The sequence below is a fragment of the Clostridium sp. KNHs205 genome (assembly GCF_000702945.1).
Classification (GTDB): domain Bacteria; phylum Bacillota; class Clostridia; order Lachnospirales; family Lachnospiraceae; genus Anaerocolumna.
In genome coordinates this window covers 3,226,526-3,251,180 of record NZ_JNLE01000003.1, presented here as the reverse complement: position 1 = coordinate 3,251,180, position 24,655 = coordinate 3,226,526, and the positions used below count along the sequence as shown (strand labels likewise).

Annotated in this window: 23 protein-coding genes; 5 read left to right on the top strand and 18 right to left on the bottom strand. The window is 39.6% G+C overall.

Annotated features, from left to right (window positions below):
- Positions 1-20 precede the first annotated feature (20 nt).
- Genes moaC through BR73_RS0113395 form a run of 3 tightly spaced genes read right to left on the bottom strand, consistent with a single transcriptional unit; the run spans position 21 to position 1,729 of the window.
- On the bottom strand, positions 21-527 hold the full coding sequence (moaC, locus tag BR73_RS0113405) for a cyclic pyranopterin monophosphate synthase MoaC (protein ID WP_033165941.1): 507 nt from the start codon (positions 525-527) through the stop codon (positions 21-23).
- On the bottom strand, positions 517-870 hold the full coding sequence (locus BR73_RS0113400) for an arsenate reductase family protein (protein WP_033165940.1): 354 nt from the start codon (positions 868-870) through the stop codon (positions 517-519). Before BR73_RS0113400 ends, moaC begins: the two co-directional genes overlap by 11 nt.
- Before the next feature lie 31 nt (positions 871-901).
- Positions 902-1,729 (bottom strand): SprT family zinc-dependent metalloprotease, encoded by an 828-nt coding sequence (locus BR73_RS0113395; RefSeq protein ID WP_051685196.1) that lies wholly within the window; start codon positions 1,727-1,729, stop codon positions 902-904.
- A 211-nt stretch (positions 1,730-1,940) separates the two neighbouring features.
- On the opposite strand from BR73_RS0113395, the gene BR73_RS0113390 reads away from it, so the two are divergent.
- On the top strand, positions 1,941-2,366 hold the full coding sequence (locus BR73_RS0113390) for a CBS domain-containing protein (protein ID WP_033165939.1): 426 nt from the start codon (positions 1,941-1,943) through the stop codon (positions 2,364-2,366).
- 87 nt (positions 2,367-2,453) lie between these two features.
- On the opposite strand, the gene BR73_RS0113385 is transcribed toward BR73_RS0113390, so the two are convergent.
- The 3 genes from BR73_RS0113385 to nifH all read right to left on the bottom strand — a co-directional run bounded on the left by BR73_RS0113385 (position 2,454) and on the right by nifH (position 4,671).
- Positions 2,454-2,813, bottom strand: coding sequence for a NifB/NifX family molybdenum-iron cluster-binding protein (locus BR73_RS0113385; RefSeq protein WP_033165938.1), 360 nt, complete (start codon positions 2,811-2,813; stop codon positions 2,454-2,456).
- 48 nt (positions 2,814-2,861) lie between these two features.
- Complete coding sequence (locus BR73_RS0113380; protein ID WP_033165937.1) at positions 2,862-3,731, bottom strand: radical SAM protein; 870 nt, start codon at positions 3,729-3,731, stop codon at positions 2,862-2,864.
- A 61-nt stretch (positions 3,732-3,792) separates the two neighbouring features.
- Positions 3,793-4,671 carry a nitrogenase iron protein gene (nifH, locus tag BR73_RS0113375; RefSeq protein ID WP_033165936.1) on the bottom strand — a complete coding sequence of 293 codons (879 nt, stop codon included), beginning with the start codon at positions 4,669-4,671 and terminating at the stop codon, positions 3,793-3,795.
- A 679-nt stretch (positions 4,672-5,350) separates the two neighbouring features.
- On the opposite strand from nifH, the gene BR73_RS0113370 reads away from it, so the two are divergent.
- Positions 5,351-6,289, top strand: coding sequence for a hypothetical protein (locus BR73_RS0113370; protein ID WP_033165935.1), 939 nt, complete (start codon positions 5,351-5,353; stop codon positions 6,287-6,289).
- 190 nt (positions 6,290-6,479) lie between these two features.
- Here the strand turns inward: BR73_RS0113370 and BR73_RS0113365 are convergent, their stop codons facing one another.
- The 3 genes from BR73_RS0113365 to BR73_RS0113355 form a co-directional block, all read right to left on the bottom strand.
- Positions 6,480-7,481, bottom strand: coding sequence for a LacI family DNA-binding transcriptional regulator (locus tag BR73_RS0113365; protein ID WP_033165934.1), 1,002 nt, complete (start codon positions 7,479-7,481; stop codon positions 6,480-6,482).
- Positions 7,482-7,637: 156 nt separating this feature from the next.
- Complete coding sequence (locus BR73_RS29130; protein ID WP_197032664.1) at positions 7,638-10,127, bottom strand: family 16 glycosylhydrolase; 2,490 nt, start codon at positions 10,125-10,127, stop codon at positions 7,638-7,640.
- Between the two features lie 682 nt (positions 10,128-10,809).
- A complete protein-coding gene (locus BR73_RS0113355) occupies positions 10,810-11,316 on the bottom strand; it encodes an HD domain-containing protein (RefSeq protein ID WP_033165933.1) in 507 nt (168 codons plus the stop codon).
- A 196-nt stretch (positions 11,317-11,512) separates the two neighbouring features.
- Here BR73_RS0113355 and BR73_RS0113350 point away from each other — a divergent pair, with 196 nt between their 5' ends.
- From BR73_RS0113350 to secF, 3 genes are read left to right on the top strand one after another with little or no spacing between them, the layout of a single operon-like run.
- Positions 11,513-11,947, top strand: a complete 435-nt coding sequence (locus BR73_RS0113350; RefSeq protein ID WP_033165932.1) for a hypothetical protein — start codon at positions 11,513-11,515, stop codon at positions 11,945-11,947.
- Positions 11,948-11,992: 45 nt separating this feature from the next.
- The gene (gene secD / locus BR73_RS29400; protein ID WP_033165931.1) at positions 11,993-13,264 is read left to right on the top strand and encodes a protein translocase subunit SecD; all 1,272 of its coding nucleotides are present in this window, start codon (positions 11,993-11,995) and stop codon (positions 13,262-13,264) included.
- Positions 13,261-14,250: a protein translocase subunit SecF gene (gene secF, locus BR73_RS29395; protein WP_242860673.1), complete on the top strand. Its 990-nt coding sequence runs from the start codon at positions 13,261-13,263 to the stop codon at positions 14,248-14,250. The genes secD and secF overlap by 4 nt, the downstream gene beginning before the upstream one ends.
- Before the next feature lie 251 nt (positions 14,251-14,501).
- Here secF and BR73_RS0113335 read toward each other — a convergent pair whose 3' ends face one another.
- From BR73_RS0113335 to BR73_RS0113295, 9 genes are all read right to left on the bottom strand, one after another.
- The gene (locus BR73_RS0113335) at positions 14,502-15,725 is read right to left on the bottom strand and encodes a Zn-dependent hydrolase (RefSeq protein WP_033165930.1); all 1,224 of its coding nucleotides are present in this window, start codon (positions 15,723-15,725) and stop codon (positions 14,502-14,504) included.
- A gap of 19 nt (positions 15,726-15,744) precedes the next feature.
- On the bottom strand, positions 15,745-16,158 hold the full coding sequence (locus BR73_RS0113330; RefSeq protein ID WP_033165929.1) for a hypothetical protein: 414 nt from the start codon (positions 16,156-16,158) through the stop codon (positions 15,745-15,747).
- 15 nt (positions 16,159-16,173) lie between these two features.
- A complete protein-coding gene (locus BR73_RS0113325; RefSeq protein WP_033165928.1) occupies positions 16,174-17,496 on the bottom strand; it encodes an aminotransferase class III-fold pyridoxal phosphate-dependent enzyme in 1,323 nt (440 codons plus the stop codon).
- A 22-nt stretch (positions 17,497-17,518) separates the two neighbouring features.
- Positions 17,519-18,679, bottom strand: a complete 1,161-nt coding sequence (locus BR73_RS0113320; RefSeq protein ID WP_051685195.1) for a PucR family transcriptional regulator — start codon at positions 18,677-18,679, stop codon at positions 17,519-17,521.
- An 80-nt stretch (positions 18,680-18,759) separates the two neighbouring features.
- Positions 18,760-20,298, bottom strand: coding sequence for an NAD-dependent dihydropyrimidine dehydrogenase subunit PreA (gene preA, locus BR73_RS0113315; protein WP_051685194.1), 1,539 nt, complete (start codon positions 20,296-20,298; stop codon positions 18,760-18,762).
- A gap of 59 nt (positions 20,299-20,357) precedes the next feature.
- Entirely contained in the window at positions 20,358-21,713 is a 1,356-nt protein-coding gene (gene hydA, locus BR73_RS0113310; protein ID WP_033165927.1) for a dihydropyrimidinase, read from the bottom strand.
- 121 nt (positions 21,714-21,834) lie between these two features.
- Positions 21,835-22,938 carry an ABC transporter substrate-binding protein gene (locus BR73_RS0113305; RefSeq protein WP_033165926.1) on the bottom strand — a complete coding sequence of 368 codons (1,104 nt, stop codon included), beginning with the start codon at positions 22,936-22,938 and terminating at the stop codon, positions 21,835-21,837.
- A 60-nt stretch (positions 22,939-22,998) separates the two neighbouring features.
- Positions 22,999-23,799 carry an ABC transporter permease subunit gene (locus BR73_RS0113300; protein WP_033165925.1) on the bottom strand — a complete coding sequence of 267 codons (801 nt, stop codon included), beginning with the start codon at positions 23,797-23,799 and terminating at the stop codon, positions 22,999-23,001.
- Entirely contained in the window at positions 23,783-24,628 is an 846-nt protein-coding gene (locus BR73_RS0113295; protein ID WP_242860672.1) for an ABC transporter permease subunit, read from the bottom strand. Before BR73_RS0113295 ends, BR73_RS0113300 begins: the two co-directional genes overlap by 17 nt.
- Positions 24,629-24,655: the final 27 nt, after the last annotated feature.

Genomic DNA, 24,655 nt, shown 5'->3' with positions numbered 1-24,655 from the left:
ATTTCATAAATCGAATTGCTTTATGCATCCATTAAGCCGCCAGAAGCATCACGGTTAAGGAATACACCGCTTTTTCCGCCTGTCTTTTCTTCCAATCTGATATCTGTCATTACCATTGACTTGTCCAGTGCTTTACACATATCATAAATGGTAAGCAGTGCTATCTGAACACCGGTAAGAGCCTCCATTTCAACTCCTGTCTTTCCTTCTGTTATCACCTGGCAGACCGCAGTTATAGCAGATGTCTCTGTCTCAATCTCAAAATCCAGTGAGCACTTCTGAATCATAAGAGGATGACACAGGGGAATGAACTCCCAGGTCCGCTTTACAGCCATTATCCCGGCTAATCTGGCTACGGACAGTACATCACCTTTTTCGATTTCCTTGTTCGTAATCGCTTCAAGGATTTTACTGCTTACAATTATTTTCCCTCTGGCCGTTGCTGTTCTTTGTGTTATTTGCTTACCGGAGACATCCACCATATGGGCATTTCCTTCTCCATCAAAATGACTCAGTTTATTTTCCATAGAATTCTGACCAATCCTTTTCTTTAAAACCAATCAGTACATTATCCTTATTAATTATAATAGGACGTTTCACCAGCATACCGTCACTTCCCAATAAACGGTATTGCTCCTCTTCTGAAATTGAGGGCAGTTTATCCTTTAATTCCAGTTCCTTATAGACCAAACCACTTGTATTAAAAAATTTCTTTAAAGGAAATCCGCTTAGTTTGTGCCAGTCTTTTATTTCCTCCGGTGTGGGATTGTCCGCTTTGATATCTCTGGCTTCATAACTTATATGATTGTCATCCAGCCACTTTTTGGCTTTCTGACAAGTTGTACATTTGGGATACCATAAAAATAGCATTTGTCTTTCTCCTTTGTCATTATTATTTCTATTAATAGCAGGTATAAAGCCTGCCGTTCTTTCTAAGCCAGTCACGTTTTATCCTGTAATCCGGCAATACTTTCTCAACCTCAAACCAGAAGTTTTTAGAATGATCCATGTGTTTTCTGTGTGCCAGTTCATGTATTACCACATAATCGATTATTGGTTCCGGCATCATCATCAGCTTCCAGTTAAAATTCAGGTTTCCTTTGCTGCTGCAGCTGCCCCATCTGGTCTTTTGCTCTCGGACAGTGATTCTTCCATAATCGGTATCCATTTGTTTGGCATAATAAGAAGCCTTCATTTCCAGGGTGTCTTTTGCATAACGTCTGTACCAGTCAGCAATATGTTCTCTAATGACAGCTTTATCTTCTGTCTGGGTTTCAAGTGTCAGTATACGCTTACCATCAGGAAGTTTATGATAGCGAAGATTAATAAAATCTCTTCCGCCTCTGTTAATAATCTGCAAGGTCAGCTCACCCAGTACAAAAGGAAGTGTGGCTCCGTCCTGATATATTTCATCATACCCTGCCGTAGCGGTTAACCCGCCTTCCTTCTCTTTGTAATTGCAGAATTCTTTATATTTATTATATAATTTGTATTTATTCTCATTAATCAGCTGCTTGACTTCGTAGTCCGGAACGCGGTTAGGAACTCTTGCTGTAATAGTTCCATCGGCTTTCAGCTCAAGACTTATGGTTTTTCTGGCTGAATAAACAACCTTTACAGTAAACTTTTCATTTTCAATTTCAAAATTAACCTCTTTCAGCAGTTTAGGACACCTCCTTACAGGATTAATTGTTTGACTGTTTAATCTATAGCAGGTATTATAGCACATCTTTATTGAATATCCAATTAAAAAAACTGCTATAGCTGATAAAGCTATTATTATTTTATACTGTAAAATTTCACCACAACAAAAGTACTTTCTTTTTTTTAATTATAGCATTAAGCAGTAATAAAAATCATGTATATTTAACCATTAAACTCATAAAGTTTCATTTATAAATAAACAGTAATATGGGTATTCTAATTTCGGAGGTGATTTTATGAAAGTAAAAGACATTATGTCAACAGATATAGAAAGTGTATGCTGTGAAGATTCTATTGAAAAATGTGCCCAGTTAATGAAACAGCATGATATCGGTTCTCTCCCTGTTTGCGATAATGATAGAGTTGTCGGCATTGTAACCGACCGTGATTTAGCTTTACGCAGTATTGCAGAAGGACAGGATTGGAAGACACAGAAGGTTTCCGATGTCATGACAAAGAATCCTTCCCTTGGAAGTCCGGATATGAACGTAAAAGATGCTGCAGAGATTATGAGCCGCCAGCAGATCAGGCGTTTGCCCATAGTAGACAATAACAGTCTTGTAGGAATTGTTGCTTTAGGTGATATCGCCCTTGAGCCTGCTCTGTCAGACAGAGCTGAAGACAGCTTACGGGATATCTCTAAGCCAAACCATTTTCACTAAACTAATAAAAAGCTGTTACCTGCCAGAAGATTACTGGTCTGTAACAGCTTTCATTCATTATGGAATAGCCCCTCTCAGTTAGATTCTTTATTTTTGCTGATAAATAATGTTAATCCTCCTGTCATATTCCATAAGTTTTTTTACAGCACTGTCAATGTAATGTCTTATGGTCAATACAGATATTCCTTTCTCATTAAGCACATACTCAGCGGAAGGACCAATCTGGCTTACAAGGACATAACGGCAATCCGATAACTTTTCTGCAACGTTATACAGTGCCTCAGCTTCATGTTCCTTCCCCTGACAGACAGGTGTAAGCTTTCTTTCCTCCAGGTACCGAAACTCCTCCATGTCATTTACTTCGCCTATGTAGAAATATTCTGCTCTTCCAAAATGCTGATTTATCACCTTTCCGTCCGTGGTTGCAATCGCTATCTTGTAAGCCATGTTATCTCTCCTTCCAACGTCTGGTTATGATTACTAACTGTATGTTCATTAACCGTGAGAAAATGTTTCTTTCATGGACAATCTTCCAAAGTATATCTGATCAGCAAATTCCTTCTCCCCCGGTATTCCGACTGCATCTGCACGGCATCTCTGACAATGTCTGAATACGTCAATATATTTACCGGCCTTCAGCCTTGCACTGTCTATCTCCAAACACCCCGGCGCCTTTACCTCTTTTAATTCATGCTGAGGTATTAACGGTATAATATTATAGATAGTAGCTCCTGCTTCACTGACTATCCTTGCAATCTCTTCAATGTGGTCTTCATTTATTCCAGGAATCAGCACTGTATTAACTTTTATGGTTATACCTGCGTCAGCTACCTTCTTTATACCCCTAAGCTGATTTTCAATCAGAATCCTTGCCCCTTCTTCCCCCTCATACCTCTTACCGTGATAATATATACCCGTGCAAATCTTTGCTTGTATGGAAGGTGCAACCGCATTTACTGTTACGGTAAGACTGTCAATTCCTGCTTCTATCACTTCATCTGCTTTTTCATACAATAACAGACCATTGGTACTCATACATTTTAATAAATCTGGAAACTCCTCTTTTATCAGCTTGAATGTATTTAAAGCATAAGGCGAAGCCAAGGTATCACCAGGTCCTGCTATACCGGCTACGGTAATTTCCGGACAGAGTTCAAGGGATCTTCTGATAACCTCCAGGGCTTCCGATTCCTTTAATATACCGGAAGAAACACCGGGTCTTTGTTCTGTCTGATTAATCTTTCTGTCACAGAACTTACATTCTATATTACAACCGGGACTTACCGGCAAATGAATACGTCCCTTATTGGTTTTATGCCCGCCGAAACAAGGGTGGGAATTCTTTAAGTTTTCGTAATTGCTCATACATTTCCCCCTTTTTAAACAATGCTCTGCAGCCGCTTTTGCTTTAGCACCTGCAGGTATTTTAGATGTTTACAGCATTTTCCGTTCTTATGGTTCCGGTTTCCAATGCAAGGAGATAATCTCCCCATTTGGCTGCCCATTCTCTCAGTTCATTTGTTGCAAGAGGAGAGGGTACTTTGGATTCGGTATGAGAAGCAATTTTCTTTGCCAGAGAACGGTAAACGTCTGCCTGTGCAGATGCAGGTGCTGCTTCAATGGTAGTTTTACCCTGAAGCTCACTCTGGGTTACCGTAACGGAACGGGGTACATATTCTACTACTTGTGTATGAGTCTGTTTTACGAAATCATCAATTATTTCTTTGGCATAAGGTGCATTGATGGAGTTAGCAATAACACCTCCAAGTAAAGCACCTGCAGAATTGGAATATTTATGGATACCTTTAAACAGGTTGTTGGAAGCATACACCGACATGAAATCAGCAGAAGAAACAGTGAAAACATGCTCTGCAATACCTTCTCTGATAGGAACGGCAAAACCTCCGCAGACAACATCACCTAACACGTCATATATAACATAGTCAAGATCCAGTTCCTCAAAGGTTTTCTGCTGTTTGAACAGCTCAACAGCCGTAATAATACCTCTGCCTGCACAACCAACTCCAGGCGCAGGTCCGCCTGCCTCCACACAATAAATCCCGTTAAAGCCTTCATATATAACATCCTGTGCTTTTACTGTACTTCTTTCTCTTAAGGTATCTAACACAGTCGGTATGTACTTTCCGTTTCTTAAAGTATTGGTGGAATCACTCTTTGGGTCACAGCCAAACTGCATGACCTTATATCCCATCTCTGACAGGGCTGCTGAAATATTTGAGGTAGTTGTAGACTTACCGATTCCGCCCTTTCCGTAAATTGCTATCTGTTTTGCTTTCTTTGCCATAATTTCTGCTCCTTACAATGATTTTGTGTACTTAGACAATGGTCAGAAATATAAATTTTCAAACCTTTCCTAATTAGCCTGCATAGGAAATAAAAAATTGATTTATATAATTAGAGAGATTCTTTAATATAACTTCCCTATACAGAAAAAGACCTCAGAAAACATGCTGCTGTTTTCCGAAGTCTCTAGTTGTCTAGTCAACTTGCGATGGTTGAATGGATATTTTGTTATACCTATAAAAACACTATTTATATCATAGTATTCTTATATGATTAATATGTTTACTGTAAGTATAGATATATTTTACTTCTTTGTCAAGTGTTTTTTATATTACGTTTTATATTATGTTTTATATTAATACATTGTTTGGAAATTTTTAATCTTTTCAGGCGCTTTTTTAATGCTTTATTAATAGATGCATGTTATGCTGATAAAGAACATTATATGATAAAGAAGATTATAGACAAAGAACATTATAGACAAAGAACATTATATATAATAAAAAACTTTATATATAATATATAGAAGTAACTACTAGTAACTGCTTGCTACGTGCTGGAAGTTGCTTAAGGGAATTTACATAGGCACACCTACTTTGTCAAATATAATTTTCATATCAAGTTATTTAGCTTATACTGGAACAGCTTAATTAAAACAATAATAAAAAGGGAGTATACTTATGTTCGAGGAATTAAACAGCAAACTGGAACAAAGCAGACAAAATATCGGTAAATATCAAAGACTTGGAAGCAAACTTACCGACTATCACAAACAGTTAAAGGAACTGGAGGATAAAAAAACAAATCTTCAGACAGAACTTAAGAAAGAAGAACGGGATTATGATAATCTGCTTAAGAAAAGCCTGAATAATCTTTTTCTTGAGATGCTTGGTAAAATGGAAGCCAGAGAACAGAAAGAATATCAGGATGTCATTGCTGTCAAGCTTAAACTGGAGGAAACAGAAAATCAACTTATTAATCTTAAGTCCTCAATTCATCAGTTGGAGGAGGAACGTGCTTCACTTTATGGCTGTGAAAGAGAATACGAAGAACTATCCCGTTTGAAATACCGACAGTTATCTGAGAATAATGCAGAAAGTGCTGAGAAGATTCATTCCTTTGAAGAGCAGATCCAATCACTTAAAGGTAATCTAACTGAGATCAAGGAAGCAGAAGCTGCTGGCAGAGCAGTCCTCGCTAAAATTGAGATTGCAGAAGAAAAGCTTGATAGTGCACATGGCTGGGGTACCTGGGATATTCTTGGAGGAGGTTTGATCAGTGATGTTATGAAGCATTCATACCTCGATGACGCCCAGGCAGCAGTCAATAGCATCCAAACTCTTCTTCATCATTTTCACACAGAACTTGCTGATATTAAACTGGATGAGAATTTAAGTGTTCAAATTGATGGATTTACTAAATTTGCAGATTTCTTCTTTGACGGAATTTTCTCAGATTGGGCAGTACAGTCAAGAATCAACTCTTCTATTGAAGATATAGCTTCACTCCATTCTAATATAGACAGAGTCATGGATAAACTCAATGCTTTAAGAAAAACAGCCGAAAGTAATCTGATAAGAACTGAAGAACAATTAAAGAATTTTATTGAGAATAGTTAGGTGGTTTGAAAACTACTTGTGTGGTCTGAAAACTGCTTGGGTCTGGTGGGTCGTTCAAAACGATGCAATGAGTTTTCAGACAAACCTTAGTATTGTGTGAATTTTCCGCTTACTGCCATTGCCTGATATTTGGGCTAAGGCAAGTCAGCGGAATCCTCTTGCCTTGCCTTTTCAGCTTTTTACTGCTCTCTCAGCCTATTCTTAGTTTACAGGAATCTCTGATAACAAGTGTTGGTGAAAGTCTGAAGACTCCTCCCTGCACAACTTCCTCACTCTGTATCAACCGAAGAAGTTCTGTAGTGGAATAAGTTCCAAGCTCAGCCACTGGACTATGCACTGTTGTTATGGACGGAGAATTATATTTCGCAACCGCATTATCATCAAATCCAACTATACTGATATCATCAGGAACTCTTAGACCTGCCTCAGTAAGTGCTCTAATACATCCCCAGGCCATTTCATCGTTTGCGCAGAAAAATGCTTCCGGTAGTTTTGTCCCTTTAAGCAGCAGTACTCTCATTTCACTATAAGCTAAGGTCTCTTCAAAATATGCTCGTAAAACAATAGATTCGTCTAAAGGAAGATTATATTTGCGCAATACGTTTTCATATGCTTTATATCTGCATTCATCATCGTAATTGTAGATACCATGAAAATAACCGATACGTCTATGACCTTGTTTTATCAGGTATTCCATAGCAAGAGCAGCACCTTCCGTACTGTCAATGATTACACTGGACATCTGCTCTCCGCTGTATTCCCGGTCAATAAATACAATGGGCATATGTGTTAAAGAAAGTCTGTCTATATATTCATAGGATAAATGTTCGTTAAGTACGATAGCACCTTCTACACCGGAGGATATAATCATACTGTAAATTTCTTCGCTGGTATTCTCATTACTGATGTAAATATTCAATTGGTAGCCTTTTATCTTACATTGAAGATGCACAGCCTGCATCAGATCTTTATAGAAATCCCCTTGAATACTCGACAGAAATAATCCTATTGTATTTTTTTTATTTGATTTTAAGAACTTGGCATTCATGTTTGGGACATAATGAAGCTTTTCTGCTGCCTCCAGTACTTTTCTGCGGGTTTCTTCACTTACAACATCTACATTATTCAAAACATTAGATACCGTAGAAATTGCTACTCCTGCTTCTTTGGCCACATCTTTTATTGTTACCATAATGGTTTCTCCATTCGTCTCACCGTTATATTCTTAACGAGCCTTTCTGAATCTGGCTGTCACACTTATTATTTATGTACAACATGGGGTGTCTAAATTGTTACTGTAAACTACCAGCAGGCGGTCAGAAGGTTACCTTGAGTTTTTAGACACACCTTAATCCGTGTTTGCTTTTAAATTTATGATTTCCTCGCTTTGATATACTCTGACATAATCAACTTCCATTCTTTGAGGATAAACAGAAGCATCGACACCTTTTGCACCACCCCAGTTTCCACCGACAGCCAGGTTTAGAAGAAGATACATTCTCTTATTAAAAGGCCACTCCTTATAAGAGGGATTTTCTTCATAATCGGTAGGTTTAAAAGTAAAATAAACTTCACCGTCAATTAATATCTTTATTAAGTCCGGCAGCCAGATAAGGGAATAAAGATGGAAATCCTCACTTACACCCTTCACATATTTAGTAGCTGTCTTCTGTGTATTAATGGAATGATAATATGCCTGCGTATGTATGGATGCATGAATTGTATCCTGATTATAACCTACATGTTCCATAATGTCAATTTCTCCGGAAGCCGGCCAATTGCCGTATTCCTGCCCTGACGACAGCATCCAGATTGCCGGCCAGGTACCAAGTCCCTTTGGAAGTTTCGCCCTTACATCAATTCTCCCATAGAGCCAGTCACCTTTCCCTTTGGTAATCAACCTTGCAGAGGTGTATTCCTTCCCCTCTTTGTCCTCTTTTCTGGCCTCCAGGATGAGTTTTCCGTCTTCTACCCAGGCGTTATCGCCTGGTGTATAATACTGCAATTCATTGTTCCCCCAACCGTTGCCGCCTACATCGTACCCCCACTTATCTGAATCAGGAACACCATCATATTCAAACTCATCATTCCATACAAGCTTATATGTTATTTTTTCTTCTTCGTAATAATATCCTTTTGCCATCATAGAATTCTCATCCTCCTTTAATACAGTACCGCTCACTGGCTGTTCCCCTTCCTTGATATGTTTATCAGATGTAACATTATTCATCTGTGTCAGAATTTGATTTTTAATAGAACTAATAATTGTAGGATTTGCTTTTGGTAAATTGTTTTTTCCATATAAATATATCATATCCAGTGAAAAATTCTGTTCTTCCAGCATGTCTGTAAGGTTTTCGGTAATTTTTTGCAGAGAGTTATTCTTACCGGTAAGATATACTTTATAGAAAGCTATTTCTCCCGGATGTTTCTGCAATTTATTTATTGAATTGAGTGCCTTATTAAGTTCTGAAACAATCTTTGCTTTGTTTCCCTTATTAGTATAATTTACCAGCTTATACTGAATATAACGAATCAGTGTCTCATACGCCTTAAGAAAATCTGTCGTCTCAGGTATGTACTCATTCATATTAATGGAACGATCAGAGGTTTTGGCTTCATCAGTTATCTTAATAATATCTGCTTCAAATTGTGTTATATGTTCAGATATAAGATTAGTGTATCTAATTACTTTCGCAATTGGTTCGATTTCTGAGCGCAGGGTTATCGTGTGCTGGCCTTTTGAAAGATAAATCAGATATGGATTACCATCTTCATCAGACAATACCTCATTCCCCCATTTATCCGAGGTCGAAGGAAAGGAATAATTTATCAGTTCTTCAAAAGGAATTTTGCCATCTATCCGAATTGATTCAAAAACTGACATTTCCTTATCATTATTCTGGTAGTGAAAAGCCATCTGGTATAATCCGTCTTTGGGAGTAATTATTTTATAGGTAATCTCTGTTCCGGGTTTATTCCAGGATACAACATTGATTAATTTTTTATTACTGACATGAGGGGTCAGCGCTGTATTATTAACCGCATAATAGCAGGCCTGAAGCGAGTTCTTATATAAGTAATCATTGGAATTGACCATATAGATTTCCTCTGCCAGGCTCCCTTTATGCTTCCCCTTATACTCTTCATAAGAGATAACATCAATTTCAGCAGCTGCTTCTAACTGCCCTAAACATAAGCTGTCTAAGGATAGGTTTTGTAAAGTTATGATATTCATGCCTTTCTTCAACTGAATCTCTAAAGGCCTGGCAGATACATAGTTACTGTCATATAAAGGGAGATTTCTCCAGTCTCTTATAATATTAAGCTCAGGAGAAGTTTGATTTCCATACTGATCTTCCGGATAGAGCTTCGTACTATCTTTCCAATATAGCGGGAGTACAATACTGTTCATTTCAGAAAATTGCTGCTCTCCATTCACTTTCATGGCTAGGACATAATCTGAAAATGCTCCATTGGAAGGCTTATAATCCACATAAACATAATATATCCCCGGGTAATTGACTTCAACTTCATAACAGGCGGTTTCTTTGGTTTTTAAGGATACACTTAAACCCTCGTAATCTTCCATGTCAACACTTCCAATTGGATAGGCGCTGCTCTCACCTTGTCCGGTTACACGGTCTTCATCTAATAAGTCTGTATACATTATTGACTTATTTGATAAGGAATCACTTAAGAGCTGATAAGCCTTTCCGGCTTCTTCTTCGTCTATCGTTTTGGAATTCGTCTGCCGGTTGCTTTGTATACAAAAGCCCACCGTACCGATTAGAAGAATTGCAAAAACTGACATCCTTGTTAGCTTTTTATTTTTCATCGAAACTCCCTTGCATACTATTTGCAAACAGACTTTTTAACTACAACCCGATTATAATATAGCTACGTATAATTTACAATACATAAAAACATTTTTATAGTATATTTTTCACATATTTTCTCACTGATAATACTATTTTAAGAGTCATTATGAACTATAATATTGTATTATTTTAAGCCTCAGAACAGTCAAGCCACGTGATAACAGGGTCTAATAGTAAATTTTACAATTCAAGAAGTTAAAGCTATAATAAAATACGTTTTTATTTTTCATATTTCTAGTTATAACGTTATCTTTATTCAATGAATATACAATATATTAATGCAAATTCTACAATTAGTGAATAATTGATTTTAAAAGCAAATTAAAATGGCTTACTCATTTTATGCACAATGCATAAGCCTAAAAATTTTATGATTCAAGTATCATTATTAATTTTATACCAGGTAATTAAGGGAATCTCTATTGATAAATATAATATCTCCTATAAATATCCTTCAGCCTAAGAGATAAAAGCTGCAGAATTTCATTACGATTATCTGCAGCTTTTATAGGTTCATTTATAGAAAGTAATATTTGATGTGATTTTAGAAAATACTATGCGATTTATTAACTAAGCTCTGAAAAGATTTTAATCTTATAACATACCCTTCTTATATTATCAGGAAGTCTTCAAATATTATCAGGAAGCTTTCAAACTGACAAGGTTCTTACTTGTTAGTTTTTGGTATGCATCTTTATGAAATATTTCATAAAGGGAGCAGAATTTGTCTACCACGCATACCAGGACACTTTCCCTGTAAACAGGCGGAAATGGTGTAAGGGGAAACATATGTTTTCTGATAATATCATCTTCAATCTTATGAAGGTTCTTTATTTTAAGTGCGTTATGCCATGCTTTCTTAGGATGGGTAAAACCATGGAGCCTGTGCCCTTTCTCCTTTATATGCCAATCATAGAATACATAATCATGGAGCAGTGCTCCTACTACCAGGCATTCATAATCACACTTTATTCTTAGTGCTTTGGCAACCTGAAGACTATAGTATGCAACAGCTATACTGTGCCAGAAACAACTGGTTTTATTGTGCTGTATAATATCATCCAACTTTTGATAATCTCCGACACGGATAAGCCACATTAATTTTCCTCGTATCAGATCTTCCGTATCAAATGCCAAATCTCCCATAATTACCTCTTTCCATATAAACCTCTATGTTGTTTTATGTGTTTGGTTTCGTTTTCACTTTGTTCTAATTTTCATGCAATCCTACAAAATTTGATATACAAAAGCTTCAAATTGTGATATTTTATAATAGTGACTTAATTGCAGTTGTAATATTTTTCTAGTCACAAATTTTAACGGAGATAAAGGGGATTATTTTATGAAAAGCAAACTGCACAGTTTCCATCAGGCTGCTTTAGTTGCCATCCTAATAATTACCTACTCTTCCTTTTCTGATTGTTTTAACACCTCGAATAGTTCTACAGATCAGACTAATCTGGATATTAATACAAATAAAATACCTCATAAAAATCCATTTATTTATTATTATCTGCCTTCTTTACCCCAAGATGAGGATTTCGGTGGCCTTCTTCAGAAAATCACCTACCGGTTTATGTTTGTCCGTCAGGGCAATAATCTGAACATATTTCATGCATCACTTTTTGATGTGACTGCACTTTTAATACTACTGTCTTCCCAGACAATAAAGCTTCGAAAGCTGGACAAGCCACGACCTTATTTCATGCTGACACCAAGAGGCCACAGCCCACCTTTTAATAGTCCTATATTTAGTCTATCACAAATTTGTGAATAAACAATATATAAATCGAAAAATTATACAAGAAGAAAGGATTATAAAATGAAAAGTAAGAAACCAGTATTTTTTATTGTTTTATTAGTAGCCTTACTTATGGCTTACACCGCTGCATTTGGTGTAGAAATAGGCTCTTTTAAAATTAAGGGTGCTCCGGATATCCGTTTTGGTATTGATATCAGAGGCGGCGTGGATGCAGCCTTCCAGGCGGCAAATTTGGACCGTAAACCGACCGCAAATGAACTTGAGTCCGCACGAACCATTATTGAAACCCGTCTTGATAACAAGAATATCCTTGACCGTGACGTTACCATTGACAAAGATAACGGCTATATCATAGTTCGTTTCCCCTGGAAATCTGGCGAGAAGAATTTTGATCCCGCAGATGCCATTGCAGAACTTGGAGAAACAGCTCTTTTGACCTTTAAAGATGATGCCGGCAATGTATTACTGGAAGGTTCACATGTAAGCAACAGTGCACCGCAATTAAATCGTCAGACAAATAAATATTCTGTCAGCCTGACCTTTGATGAAAAAGGCACTCAGCTTTTTGCAAAAGCTACAAAAGATTTACTCAATAAAAACATCAGTATTTATATGGATGATACTCTGATTCAGACTGCAGTGGTTAATGAAGTAATTCCCAACGGTAAAGCAGAAATATCCGGCAACAACTTTACTTATGACACAGCAAAAGAACTTGCGGATAAGATTAATTCCGGTTCCCTGCCTTTTTCTTTAATTACAAAGAACCACAGTACCATCAGTCCTACACTGGGTTCCGGTGCGTTAGATGTAATGCTTGATGCAGGACTTATAGCTTTCGCTATTATCTGTGCCCTTTTAATAATATATTACAGAGTTCCTGGTACAGTAGCTTGTATCTCTCTTTTAATCCAGACAACAGGACAGATACTGGCACTTTCCATACCACAGATGACCTTAACCCTCCCTGGAATTGCAGGAGTTATCCTCTCCATTGGTATGGGTGTCGACGCCAACGTTATTATTTCCGAACGTATCAGTGAAGAAATCAAATCCGGTAAGACAGTTCGTTCAGCAATTTCTTCCGGTTTTAAAGGTGCCTTCTCATCGGTATTCGATGGTAATATCACCGTATTGATTGTTGGTGTAATACTTATGATCTTTGGTTCAGGAGCATTATTATCCTTTGCTTACTCCCTGCTTACAGGTATTTTCTTCAACTTCGTTGCAGGTGTAACTGCTTCCAGACTGATGATTCGCTCCTTAAGCGATTTCGATGCACTTAGAAAACCCTCGCTTTATACATGCTTTTCAAAAAGGAGAACACTATGAGTAGAGATAATCAATCCAATGCACCGGTAGCATTAACTCCCTCCGGTAGCGGTATATTACATTTTTTCAATAAAAGATTTATCTTTTTTAGCATTTCCATATTAATTATGATTGTTGGATTGATTAATCTGGCAATCAGCGGAGTTCAGTTAGATATCCAATTCAAGGGTGGTGCCCTCTTAAAATACACTTATACCGGAGAACTGAATGCAGATGATGCTGGCGATGTAGCAACAGAAATACTGGGAAGGCCTGTATCTGCTCAGATCACAGAGGATCTGGCTTCCAATGAAAAACGTCTTATCTTAAACATTGCCGGGAACTATGGTGTAGATGCCAGTGAACAGGTAAATTTTGATAGCGCCTTGAAAGAAAAGTTTACTGATAACAAGCTTAATTTAAGTGAGTCACAAATGGTTGAACCCTTTTTCGGCCGTAAGTTCCTCACAAATGGTATTATTGCAATTGCTCTTTCCTTCAGCCTTGTTATGGTTTATGTATGGATCCGTTTTAGTAAAATCGGCGGCTTATCCGCAGGTGTTATGGCACTGGTTGCGCTGCTTCACGATGTATTAGTCGTATTCTTCACCTGCGTTATATTTAAGATACCCATCGGCGATTCCTTTGTTGCCGTGACTTTAAGTATTATCGGATACTCCGTAAATGATACCATCGTTATCTATGACCGTATCCGCGAAAATCATGACTTACATCCTAAATTGCCTGTTGAAACCCTTACTGATCTGTCTATTTCACAGTCCATAACCAGATCACTGAATACCAACATCGCTGTATTCTTAAGTGTAAGCCTTGTATTTATTATGGCTAAGGTCAACAGCATTGACTCCATTCAGAGCTTTGCCCTTCCTATGGCTATCGGTGCTGTAAGCGGCTGCTATTCCACAATCTGTATTGCAGGTCCTCTCTGGGTAATGTGGCAGAAACGTAAAGAGAAGAAAGATCCAAAGAAACTGGCAAATGCTTAGTAATTAATCTGAAAACCGCATTGCGGTATTCTGCGTTGTAATTTGGAAATGTAACACGAAACAGTTTCAGACAACCCCTGGCATAAAAGCAGTTGCATCGTTATAATAGATGCAACTGCTTTTTATGTGCTGTATCATTTAAAATTATTTTACATTCACCAGTAATTCATTTAATAACTAAACTACGATTAATATTTTCTTTAAGGTCTTATTTCTATCTGCTCTGCTGAATTTCAATCATACATTTATTACTATTTATTATGATCTATGGCAAGAATTGTATGAAGCAGGACATTAGCGCCCTTTAAACAAGCCTCCCCAGGAGTGAATTCTTCTTCACAATGGCTGTGTCCGCCTATACTGGGTACAAATATCATAGTAGTCGGAAGGATTTCCATTAGAAACTGCGCATCATGACCGGGTCCGCTATACATGCGTTTCGTACTGTAATTCAGTTCCTTTGCATTCTTTTCCACCAGATCAACATATTCGGTATAGAAGGATACCGTATCTCTCGCCCAGGCTTTTGCATATCCAGTCTGACACTTTTCAACTTCTGCGGGAATAGCTTCAATAATCATCAGTACCTGTTTGATTACTTCCGGATCCTGATGTCTTGCATCCAGGGTAAACTTAACAATATCCGGTATAATCGTATGTATATTAGGATGTGCAGATATCTTTCCGGTTGTATAGACCAGCTTAGAATCCAGCTTATCCAATTCCTCATGAAGATACTGAATGGTCTTTACCGCTGCATAAAGAGCATCCTTTCGATAAGGCATCGGAGTGGTTCCGGCATGCCCGGCCTGACCGGTAAAGGTAAATTCATAATTAATCATTCCGCATACACCTTCTACCACGCCAATATCAATCCCCTCCGCTTCCAGCACCGGTCCCTGTTCTATATGAAGCTCCAGTAGTGCAATACATTTCGCCGGGTCAATACGATTACTCTCCTGTCCTTTATAACCGCTTGCCTCCAATGCTTCTTTAAAAGTTATTCCTTCTGTATCTTTTGATGCAAGCATTTTTTCCTTATCAAATTTACCGGTTATAACACCGGAGGACATCATGGCAGGTTCAAAACGTGCACCTTCCTCATTTGTCCAGATAACAACTGTTATAGGATGGCGATGAGGAATTTTCTTTGCCACAATGGTTTCCACTGCTTCCAAAGCTGTAAGTACTCCCAGAATACCATCATAATTGCCACCCTGTCTTACTGAATCTGCATGAGAACCAGACATAATAGCCGGCAGCCCTTCTTCTCCGGGTAAAGTGGCATAAACATTTGCCATATCATCCGTAACCACTTCCATACCAAGTGCCTTACATCTTTTCACGAATTCCTCTCTGGCAGCCAACGCCTCCGGAGATAGAGAAAATCTGGTAATACCTCCTCTCCCCGTATCACCAAAACCGGAAAAAGTCTTTATTTTATCCTCTAATCTTTCCAAACTGCAACTTACCATATAATCTCCTATCCGTGCCCTATGGAGCACTTACTTTCTGCTCCGGAATACGGCAGCAATTCTTTAAAAGCTCTAATACATCATAGGAAGATACATAAAAGGACAACTCTCTATTATTATCTTCTCCTTCGATAATAAGCGAGAATTTAGTGTCCCAATCCTCCAGGTACATTAATTTGATTTCTTTTGCGGCGATATTGATTTCACTGCATAGCTTTTCAAATTCTTTCGTGATTCTTGCATATGCATACATTTTGCCGTCCCAGGGTGCCTTAAAGGAAAGCTTTTGTAAAAAGGTATCTTTAAGGTCAATTTCGACGCCAATTTCTGAAGTGGCCTTTTTCATATTAAAAGATTCCACAGTCCGAAAATGAGTTGGCGGTATTATCTTTAACAGCTCGATTTCCCTTTTATGAAAGCGTTCATTTGTCACTCAATCACCCCATTTCTAAATTTCTGTATCTACTTCCGAAAGCACCTCACCTAATTTGACCAATTCTTCAATAATTTGCTCCCCGGTAATAATCAGAGGTGGAGTAATCAGTATCATATTTTCATGAGAGTAAGTCATAAATCCCTTTGCTGAAAGCCTGCCTATAATTCCTTTCATAACTCCTGCAGTATCCCTGCCATAAGGCACCAGTGGCTCTTTCGTCTTTTTATCCTTTACCAGTTCCACAGCAGAAAATAATCCGATATATCTCACATCCCCGACGCAGGTATGTTTCTCCTTTAACTTCTCTAACTCAGAAGCAAGTATCTTACCGGTTCTATTTACATTTTCAAGGATAGCTGCATCGTCATAGAACTTAAGGCAGGCAATACCTGCTGCACAGGCAAGAGGATGACCACTGTAAGTAAGACCGCAGGAAAGAAAGTTATCCTCAAAATGTTCCGCTATCTTCTTACTGACGGCAACACCTCCAAGCTGTATATATCCGCAGGTCACACCTTTTGCAAAGGTCACAAGGTCCGGTTTGATGCCCCAATTCTCAAAGCCGAACATCTTTCCTGTTCTGCCAAAGCCGGCCATTACTTCATCACAGATTAAGAGAATACCATAATCATCACAAATCTGCCTGATTCCCTGTAAGTAGCCTTTTGGAGGTATGATGATTCCGTTGGAGCCGGTTATGGTTTCCAGTACAATTGCGGCAACACTGTTTTCTCCTTCATATTGAATCTGCTCCCGCAGTTTGGCAACATAATACTCAGAGGCCTCTTCTTCGGTGGTAAAATTAATCCTTTCGCGATACAGGTAGGGGTCAAAGAATTTCACAAAACCTGGGATTCCAGGTTCTAAGGGATATCTTCTTGGTTCACCGGTAAGGTTGCCTGCACCAAAGGTGGAACCGTGATAACTTCTGTATCTGGAGAAAACCTTATGCCTGCCGGTATATTGTCTTGCTATTTTTACGGCATTTTCATTGGCATCTGCCCCACCGTTGGTAAAGAAGATCTTTCCCATATTATCCGGCAGTCTCTCAATTAACATCTTAGCCAGTTCAGCCCTGGGTTCACTGGCGTAACTGGGGGATATGTAGCAATATTTTTCTGCCTGAGCTTTTATAGCTTCCACAATATAACGGTTACCATGGCCTACATTGAGATTAACCAGCTGGGAGGACATATCCGTATAGCGCTTCCCCTCATAATCCCACATATAGATTCCTTCACCCTTTTCAATGGGTATGGGCTTTAAACCCTTTTGTTTTGACCAGGATTGCAATACATACCCGGTTTGCTGTTCTTTGATTTCCTGTGAAGTCATGCTGACCCCTCCAATCCTTATGTTATTCTGAGGTTATTTTCTTAATATTAAAAGCCAGCCATAGTCTGGCTATATCATCATAATCCATTTTTAGCCCAAAAATTTCTCTGATAGATTTCATTTTGTAGTTAACAGTATTTCGATGGACATTCATTATCACCGATACCTTTTGAATACTTCCGTTATTCTCCAGATATACTTTTAAGGTATTTTCAAAATCCGTATTATGCAGCGAATCATATTCTCTGATATCCCATAAGGTATCTGACAGATAACGCTTTAACACACCAGTTTCTTCTACTGCATATAACAGCTTGTAGATTCCGGTGTCCTGGTATTTAACCGTTTCTTTCCGAAGCAGCTTCGCAGTTGAAACAGAGGTTACTGCCTGCCGGTAGCAAAAATGCAGCTCATTATAGCCCATAACCGTATCAGAGATTCCGATAAACAGCTGTACTTCTTCTTCCGGAAACAATTCTTTTTCAATCAGTTTTCCGTATCCCTCCATTTGAGACCAGTGTATTCCGGAGGCAATGATAACCAGATAGTTTTCCTGGTCAAAAATACAGATTGGTTTATCCACATACCGTAACACACTTTGCAATCCGAATTTCAGGTTATTCCACTCATCTCCTAATATCAGCTTTTCATTTTTTACCGCCTGTATCAGCATAAGCGTGTATTCTCCTCTGTTATGGAAACCACCTTTACCTAAAGGCTGTACATAAGCATTCTTGTTACCAGGGGTAAAGATCAGGTTACGAAATGCAGAGGCCGTATCCGTTTCATGTTCTTCATTTTCTATGATGCGGTGACAAAAATCAAAGGTAACATCAATCAGATGAATTTCCCAGGGTACTGTAAATAACGGGAAACCATTATCATCGCAGTATTGGGTGACTGATGCAGGTATTTCTTTAATATAAGGTCCCACATTCAGTATCAGACCAATGGCACCATGTTTTCTCAGGCTCTTCACAAATTCTACAAGCCACCCGCTGCCCCCATGAGCAATCCCCGTGGTCATTATTAATTCATTACCGTGGAGAAACCCAGGGACTTCACTATCTTCTACCATATGAACCCAACGCACCAGGCTTTTCATACCTTTTTGACCTGCCAGCAGCCTGATTTTATAATTTTTTTCTGTATTGGCAAAAAGCCTAGCAAGTGTAACTGCCATGATATCACCACAACTTTCCTTTATTTAACTGCTACTGAATTAAATATCTCAAACTGCACTGACTCTCCGGCTGTCTGATGTTATGCACCCACATTCTCGTCATTTTGAATTTCCCTTATATTCTTAGGTTTATTTACTCGCCTTGACCTTTCAATAGCGCTGCAGGGGCATACCAGAAGGCAAAGATGGCAACCAACACAGTTTTTTGCAGCCAGCAGGGGTTTTCTCTCTGTCTTATCAAAGCTTATTGCCTGATGTCCTGCATCCTGACAGGAAATGTAACATCTGCCGCAGCCTACACATCTGTCTTTGTTAAATACGGGATATTCCATGGTCTTTCTGTCAAGGCTGTCTGGGTTGACAAAGCTTTCCAGTGCACTGCCGCAGAGTTCCGTCAGTGAACTGTAACCTTTCTTCTTTAAGAAACCCGTTAAACCTGAAATCAGATCATCAATGATTCGATAGCCATATTGCATAACAGCAGTCGTTACCTGAATATTTCCGCAGCCCAAAGCAATAAACTCAGCGGCATCCTGCCAGGTCTCGATTCCGCCCATTCCGCTGATGGGTACCCCCTTTAACTGCTCATGACCTGCAAGGTCATGAATAAAACGAAGAGCTATAGGTTTTACAGCTTTACCGGAATAACCGGATATAGCTGATTTGCCGTTAATATGAGGCGGAGGTGCCATATTGTCCAACTGGATGCCGCTGATGCTCTTTAAAGTATTGATAGCTGCAATTCCGTCCGCCCCTCCCTCCAGGGCAGCAAGGGCAGGCAGTTCCATATTTCCCAGATTAGGGGTCATCTTGGCAAGAATAGGCAGATGGGTACCTTTTCTGGTATATTCCGTATACCTCTTTACCAAATCTGTATTCTGTCCTACGTCAGAACCCAGCCCCTGTGCAGACATATGGGGACAGGAAAAATTACATTCGATAATATCGACACCAACCTCTGTAACTGCTCTGGCAAGCTCTGTCCATTCCTCCTCTGTCTGCCCCATAATAGAAGCAACGATTATTTTCTTGGGAAAATCCTCCTTTAGTCTTCTTAGATACTCCAGGTTCTCCTCCAGGCTGTGCTCTGCAATCTGCTCCAGATTACGAAAACCAATAAAGGGGGTACCCTCTTTTCTTGTAGCATCAAAACGCGGAGATACCTCCTCCGGTTGAAGAAATCCTATGGTCTTGAATACAATTCCTCCCCATCCGGCTCTTAATGCATTTGCACACATTTCGTAATTACTTGCAACTACAGAGGAGGACAGAAAAAAAGGATTTTCGCACTGAACTCCGCAGAATTCAATAGATAGATCACCAATCCCAGTATTGTCTATTTCTGTTTCAGCTTCTGTAACCAGGACCATTTTTTGAATCTTAACCGGTACATCATAATGGATACAGGCCTTTTCACAGGCAGCTTCACAGGAACGGCAGGTTTCTGCTTGCACTGCCTTTATCCCTGCACTGAGATTTTCGAACCTGACCGATCTTATAAAATCAGAAGGCCTCAAACCTTCCTTGCAGGCATCGGTACAGGGTGCCTCATGGCATAAAAGGCACTTAGCAGCTTCCTGAGCCAGAAAAAGCCCTGCATATTTATTGTCAGCAGACATATCCGCACCACCTTTCAAACATATATCATTCACATCGCAGACCCGTTTACCATACTGCTTTATTTTAAGCTGCGTTTGATAAATTTACCCCATCCGGCTTCACCTACAAATTCTCCATTGTCAAATACAATTCTTCCTCTGGAGAAGGTCTTGATGGGATAACCTTTCAGCTCAACCCCTTCCCAAATGGTATGATCGTAATCAGAGTGCATATTCTCACAGGTTATTGTAAAGTTCTTCTCTGGATCATAGATAACGATATCTGCGTCTTTTCCCGGTAACAGGAAGCCTTTCTCCCTGCAGCCAAATAGCTTCGCCGGATTCTCGCAGCAGAGTTCCACTGCCTTTTGAAAGGTAATCTTACCTGTATTGGCAGCCGATAGCATATAAGGATACATATTTTCTATTGCCGCACATCCATTGGGTATCTTGGTAAAGTCATCTTTTCCCCAGTCCTTTTCATAGCTTTGGAAGGGGCAGTGATCGGTAGCTATGGTATCAATATCTCCTCGTTTAATGGCCTCCCAGAGAGCCTCCTGGCTTTCCTGTCCTTTGATAGGCGGAGAACATACAAAGTTTCTGCCGTCCTCTCTTTTATAGACTTCCTTGGTAAAATGCAGATAGTGGGGACAGGTTTCTGCATAGATCTGATAGCCTTCTTCTTTTGCTTTGGTAACGGCAGCTACTCCGTCTTTGTTGGCAAGATGCACGATGTACAAAGGTGCATTTAAGGATTTCGCCCATTCAATTGCCCGGGAATCTGCTTCTGCTTCTACAAATTCAGGTCTTGACAGGTAATGATACCAGGGACCGGTTTTCCCTTCCGATAAGAACCTCTGAATAAGCATATTGGAAATTTCTTTATTCTCTGCATGAACACTGATCATCCCCCCGCAGGCTTTTGCCTTTTCCAGCACCTGATAGAACACTCCGTCACTGACACCGAAATCATATACCATAAATACTTTAAAGCTTGGAACCCCGAATTTCACTGCTTCTTCCATGGAATCAAGCAGGTCGCCGCTAACATCCTTTACTCCGACATGAAAGGCATAATCAACAGCTGCCTCTGGTGCACAAAGAGCATCTCTTCTTTTAACGGTATCAACCATATTTTCCTTAAAATCCTGAAGCGCGAAATCAAAAACCGTCGTCGTTCCGCCGCAGGCTGCCGCTCTGGTACCGGCAAAATAGCCGTCTGCCGAAAGAGTGCCGCCAAAAGGCATGGCAAGATGAGTATGTACATCAATAGCTCCCGGCAATACAAGTTTACCCGCGGCATCTATTATCTCAGTACCTGCCTCCACCGGAAGATTCTTTCCAATAGCAGCAATTTTTCCGTCTTTTATCAGAATGTCACCTTGATAGGTTTCTTTTGAATTAACAATGGTACCATTTTTTATTATGTAACTCATTTAACTTACCTCTCATTCCGCCGAACGTATCGGCACAAAATTGACGAAAGTAGCAAAAGGCAATCACAGCCAGGTAATACCGTGATTGCCTTTGCTGTTTAAAATATTATCTGCCCCATAATTACTTGTTGTACTTATATACCAGTACAAGACCCGATCTCTGATAGATCTGAGATACTTCAACCAGGTCCATTCCACCGGCATTTGCTGCAATCAGGTTAGATACCCAGGTTACGCCAAAATCAACGGTTCCGTTATTGACAGCTGTAGTTTCTCCGATATCACCGCCACCGGGTACTATGTTCACCTCAAGGCCGGCTTCACTGTAATACCCTTTATCCAGTGCCACATAATAGCCCATGAACTGTGCCTGAGGAAGCCATTTTAACTGTATGGATACGCTTGATTTTTCAGGTGTTCCGAACTTTCCGTCTCCGGAAGCATTGGCTGCCTCCCAGTAGGAAGTATCTCTGATGTTATCAAGTGTTATGGTCTGTAATTTATCTGCTGCTGCAGAGTCATCTAATTTGATATATTTTTTTGCAAGGTCCAGGGTCTGCTGCATTGCTGTATCATCCATCTTTCCGTAATCCTTTACACTTGCTCCTTTTGTATCTGTTTCGACGAGCTTTTTAACCTCTTCTGCCATATAGGACTGATGCTCGCTGGATACACTGGAACCGTATTTAAATACGATTTCTGCTGCCTCTTCCGGATTGGCACAGGCATATTCCCAGCCTTTTAAGGAGGCATATAAGAAGGCTTTTACCGTATTGGGATTCGCCTCTGCAAAAGCTCTGGTGGTAAATATATTATCCTCCAGCATAGCAACGCCTTCATCATTCATATCGATATAACCTACGGAATCACCGTATTTATAGCCGCCTTCATAAGAGTTCTTGACAAGGCCCAATTCGTTATAGGTCATGGCTGATGCCAGCAGGATGGAATCATCGTCAAAACCATCCATATCAAACGCCTGGCTTAGATATGTAGTAGGCTGTTCGTATTTTGTAAGTAATGCCTGAATTTCATATTCGTTGCCAATACCCCAGTTTCCCACCTTGCCTTCTGTAGCTGCCTTTACTACGATGTCCTTTGCGCTGGCTTCTTTGTTGAAATAGGCACCTGCTGATGAGCTTTCTGAAGCTCCTTTTGAGCCGCAGGCTGTAAGACTGAATACCATTACCAGAGAAAGAGCTGCTGTTAATAACCTTTTTTTCATGATGTTTCCTCCTTATTTTGCTTCCTTATTCTTTTTATTTAAGCCAAAGTCCGCCTTGTATTACTTTCTGCGATGCTTCAGCAAAATACCTTCAAAAACCATAAGAATCATATACATTAAAATTCCAATCAGACAGGCTACAGTAATATAAGCCCAGGCTGTGGAATATTGAGCCAATACAATATTCTCTCTTATCTGCCTTCCCACCCCTGTTATATATTCAGCGAAATATTCACTGACCAGTGCACTGATAACACAGGCCGGTACACTCACTCTCAAGGCAATAAATATGTAGGGGATACTGTTTGGCAGCCTTAGCTTAACAAAAGTGGTAAACTTATCAGCTGCATAAGTCTTCATTAAATCTTCACTGAAGGGTTTTACTTCTGTCAGACCCCTGTAGGCGTTAATGCTCATAGCTGCTGTGCAGATTACCATTACCACCAGAATTTTTGCAACCATACTTCGTACACTGGCATCCTTGCTCACATCCTTTGTCCAGTTAGTGATAACCGGAGCTAAAGCAACAATAGGCACTGCGTTAAAGGCAGATACTACATTAAGCCCCCCTCCTCCCCATCTGGGAAATATGGTTGCAAGGATTGCAACTGCATACCCCAGCAGAGAACCTGCCAGGAGACCGAGTACTGCCACGATTACGGTGGACTGAATATTCCCCCCTATCTTTGGAAGATTATCCAGAATGATATTTCCGATACGTGATGGCAAAGGTAAGGTAAATTCATCGGTTCCAAGTATTTTATGCAGAATTCCGGTCTGCCACAAAGCAAATATAAGCCCTCCAAAGCTTAAGGGATATAAAAAGGAAGTTACGGCAGCTTTTTTATTCTTTGTCTTCATAAGTCCTTCTCCCTCCTGAAACCCTCTTCCTCTTATGAGGCATAAACAGTTTCTCTATTACACCCATCAAGTAGAAACTTAATATACCGATGATAGCACTTAACAGTACTATCTGCCAGAATACCATAATAGACATGGCATGTTTCAAAGATTGTGATAACATGCAGCCAAGGCCACCGTCTCCCTGCAGGGTATCTACCAGTATAGAAGCGGTGATAGCCATAGGTGCCGATATTTTTAGTCCGGTGAAAAAGTAAGGAATAGCCGAAGGTATTAAGGTCTTTGTATACACCTGCCATTTATTGGCTGCACATATATACATCAGATCATGCTTTTCCCGTTCTACGGACTTAAAACCGGCCAGGGTATTAGCCGCTACGGGATAGAAAGTCAGGATTGCTGCAATTACGATTCGGCTGATGCCGATATCTCTTGTAATTGCAAGAACGATGGGAGCCATTCCAAGTATTGGTATCATCTGGATTATCATGAGATATGGAAAGGCTATTTTTTCAATTACGCCGGACAGATTCATAAGTAATGCCAGAATAAAGCCACTTAGCATACCAATAAAAAAACCGGCTCCTGCTCTTAAAAGAGTGGCACCGGCGTTGGTGATTACTATCTGAAGGGCTGTCTGCCCGCTGCTTACTGGTTTGTTACTGAATACCGAACCTATTATCTGGTAAATATGCGGTAATACATTTTCAGGTGTCCTCTTAGTTCCCTGAACATAAAAAGCTCCGATTTCCCAGACAATCATAATTCCAAGAGCCCACACCAGGGTTACTGCTCCTTTGGTGTCTCCGATTCTTTTTAAGATCTTCAAGGTTTTCTCTCCTTCCCAGCTATAATC

Excerpts from the sequence above, each read along its gene's own strand:
- moaC (WP_033165941.1), bottom strand. The coding sequence starts at position 527 with ATGGAAAATAAACTGAGTCATTTTGATGGAGAAGGAAATGCCCATATG.
- BR73_RS0113400 (WP_033165940.1), bottom strand. The coding sequence starts at position 870 with ATGCTATTTTTATGGTATCCCAAATGTACAACTTGTCAGAAAGCCAAA.
- BR73_RS0113395 (WP_051685196.1), bottom strand. The coding sequence starts at position 1,729 with ATGTGCTATAATACCTGCTATAGATTAAACAGTCAAACAATTAATCCT.
- BR73_RS0113390 (WP_033165939.1), top strand. The coding sequence starts at position 1,941 with ATGAAAGTAAAAGACATTATGTCAACAGATATAGAAAGTGTATGCTGT.
- BR73_RS0113385 (WP_033165938.1), bottom strand. The coding sequence starts at position 2,813 with ATGGCTTACAAGATAGCGATTGCAACCACGGACGGAAAGGTGATAAAT.
- BR73_RS0113380 (WP_033165937.1), bottom strand. The coding sequence starts at position 3,731 with ATGAGCAATTACGAAAACTTAAAGAATTCCCACCCTTGTTTCGGCGGG.
- nifH (WP_033165936.1), bottom strand. The coding sequence starts at position 4,671 with ATGGCAAAGAAAGCAAAACAGATAGCAATTTACGGAAAGGGCGGAATC.
- BR73_RS0113370 (WP_033165935.1), top strand. The coding sequence starts at position 5,351 with ATGTTCGAGGAATTAAACAGCAAACTGGAACAAAGCAGACAAAATATC.
- BR73_RS0113365 (WP_033165934.1), bottom strand. The coding sequence starts at position 7,481 with ATGGTAACAATAAAAGATGTGGCCAAAGAAGCAGGAGTAGCAATTTCT.
- BR73_RS29130 (WP_197032664.1), bottom strand. The coding sequence starts at position 10,127 with ATGAAAAATAAAAAGCTAACAAGGATGTCAGTTTTTGCAATTCTTCTA.
- BR73_RS0113355 (WP_033165933.1), bottom strand. The coding sequence starts at position 11,316 with ATGGGAGATTTGGCATTTGATACGGAAGATCTGATACGAGGAAAATTA.
- BR73_RS0113350 (WP_033165932.1), top strand. The coding sequence starts at position 11,513 with ATGAAAAGCAAACTGCACAGTTTCCATCAGGCTGCTTTAGTTGCCATC.
- secD (WP_033165931.1), top strand. The coding sequence starts at position 11,993 with ATGAAAAGTAAGAAACCAGTATTTTTTATTGTTTTATTAGTAGCCTTA.
- secF (WP_242860673.1), top strand. The coding sequence starts at position 13,261 with ATGAGTAGAGATAATCAATCCAATGCACCGGTAGCATTAACTCCCTCC.
- BR73_RS0113335 (WP_033165930.1), bottom strand. The coding sequence starts at position 15,725 with ATGGTAAGTTGCAGTTTGGAAAGATTAGAGGATAAAATAAAGACTTTT.
- BR73_RS0113325 (WP_033165928.1), bottom strand. The coding sequence starts at position 17,496 with ATGACTTCACAGGAAATCAAAGAACAGCAAACCGGGTATGTATTGCAA.
- BR73_RS0113320 (WP_051685195.1), bottom strand. The coding sequence starts at position 18,679 with ATGGCAGTTACACTTGCTAGGCTTTTTGCCAATACAGAAAAAAATTAT.
- preA (WP_051685194.1), bottom strand. The coding sequence starts at position 20,298 with ATGTCTGCTGACAATAAATATGCAGGGCTTTTTCTGGCTCAGGAAGCT.
- hydA (WP_033165927.1), bottom strand. The coding sequence starts at position 21,713 with ATGAGTTACATAATAAAAAATGGTACCATTGTTAATTCAAAAGAAACC.
- BR73_RS0113305 (WP_033165926.1), bottom strand. The coding sequence starts at position 22,938 with ATGAAAAAAAGGTTATTAACAGCAGCTCTTTCTCTGGTAATGGTATTC.
- BR73_RS0113300 (WP_033165925.1), bottom strand. The coding sequence starts at position 23,799 with ATGAAGACAAAGAATAAAAAAGCTGCCGTAACTTCCTTTTTATATCCC.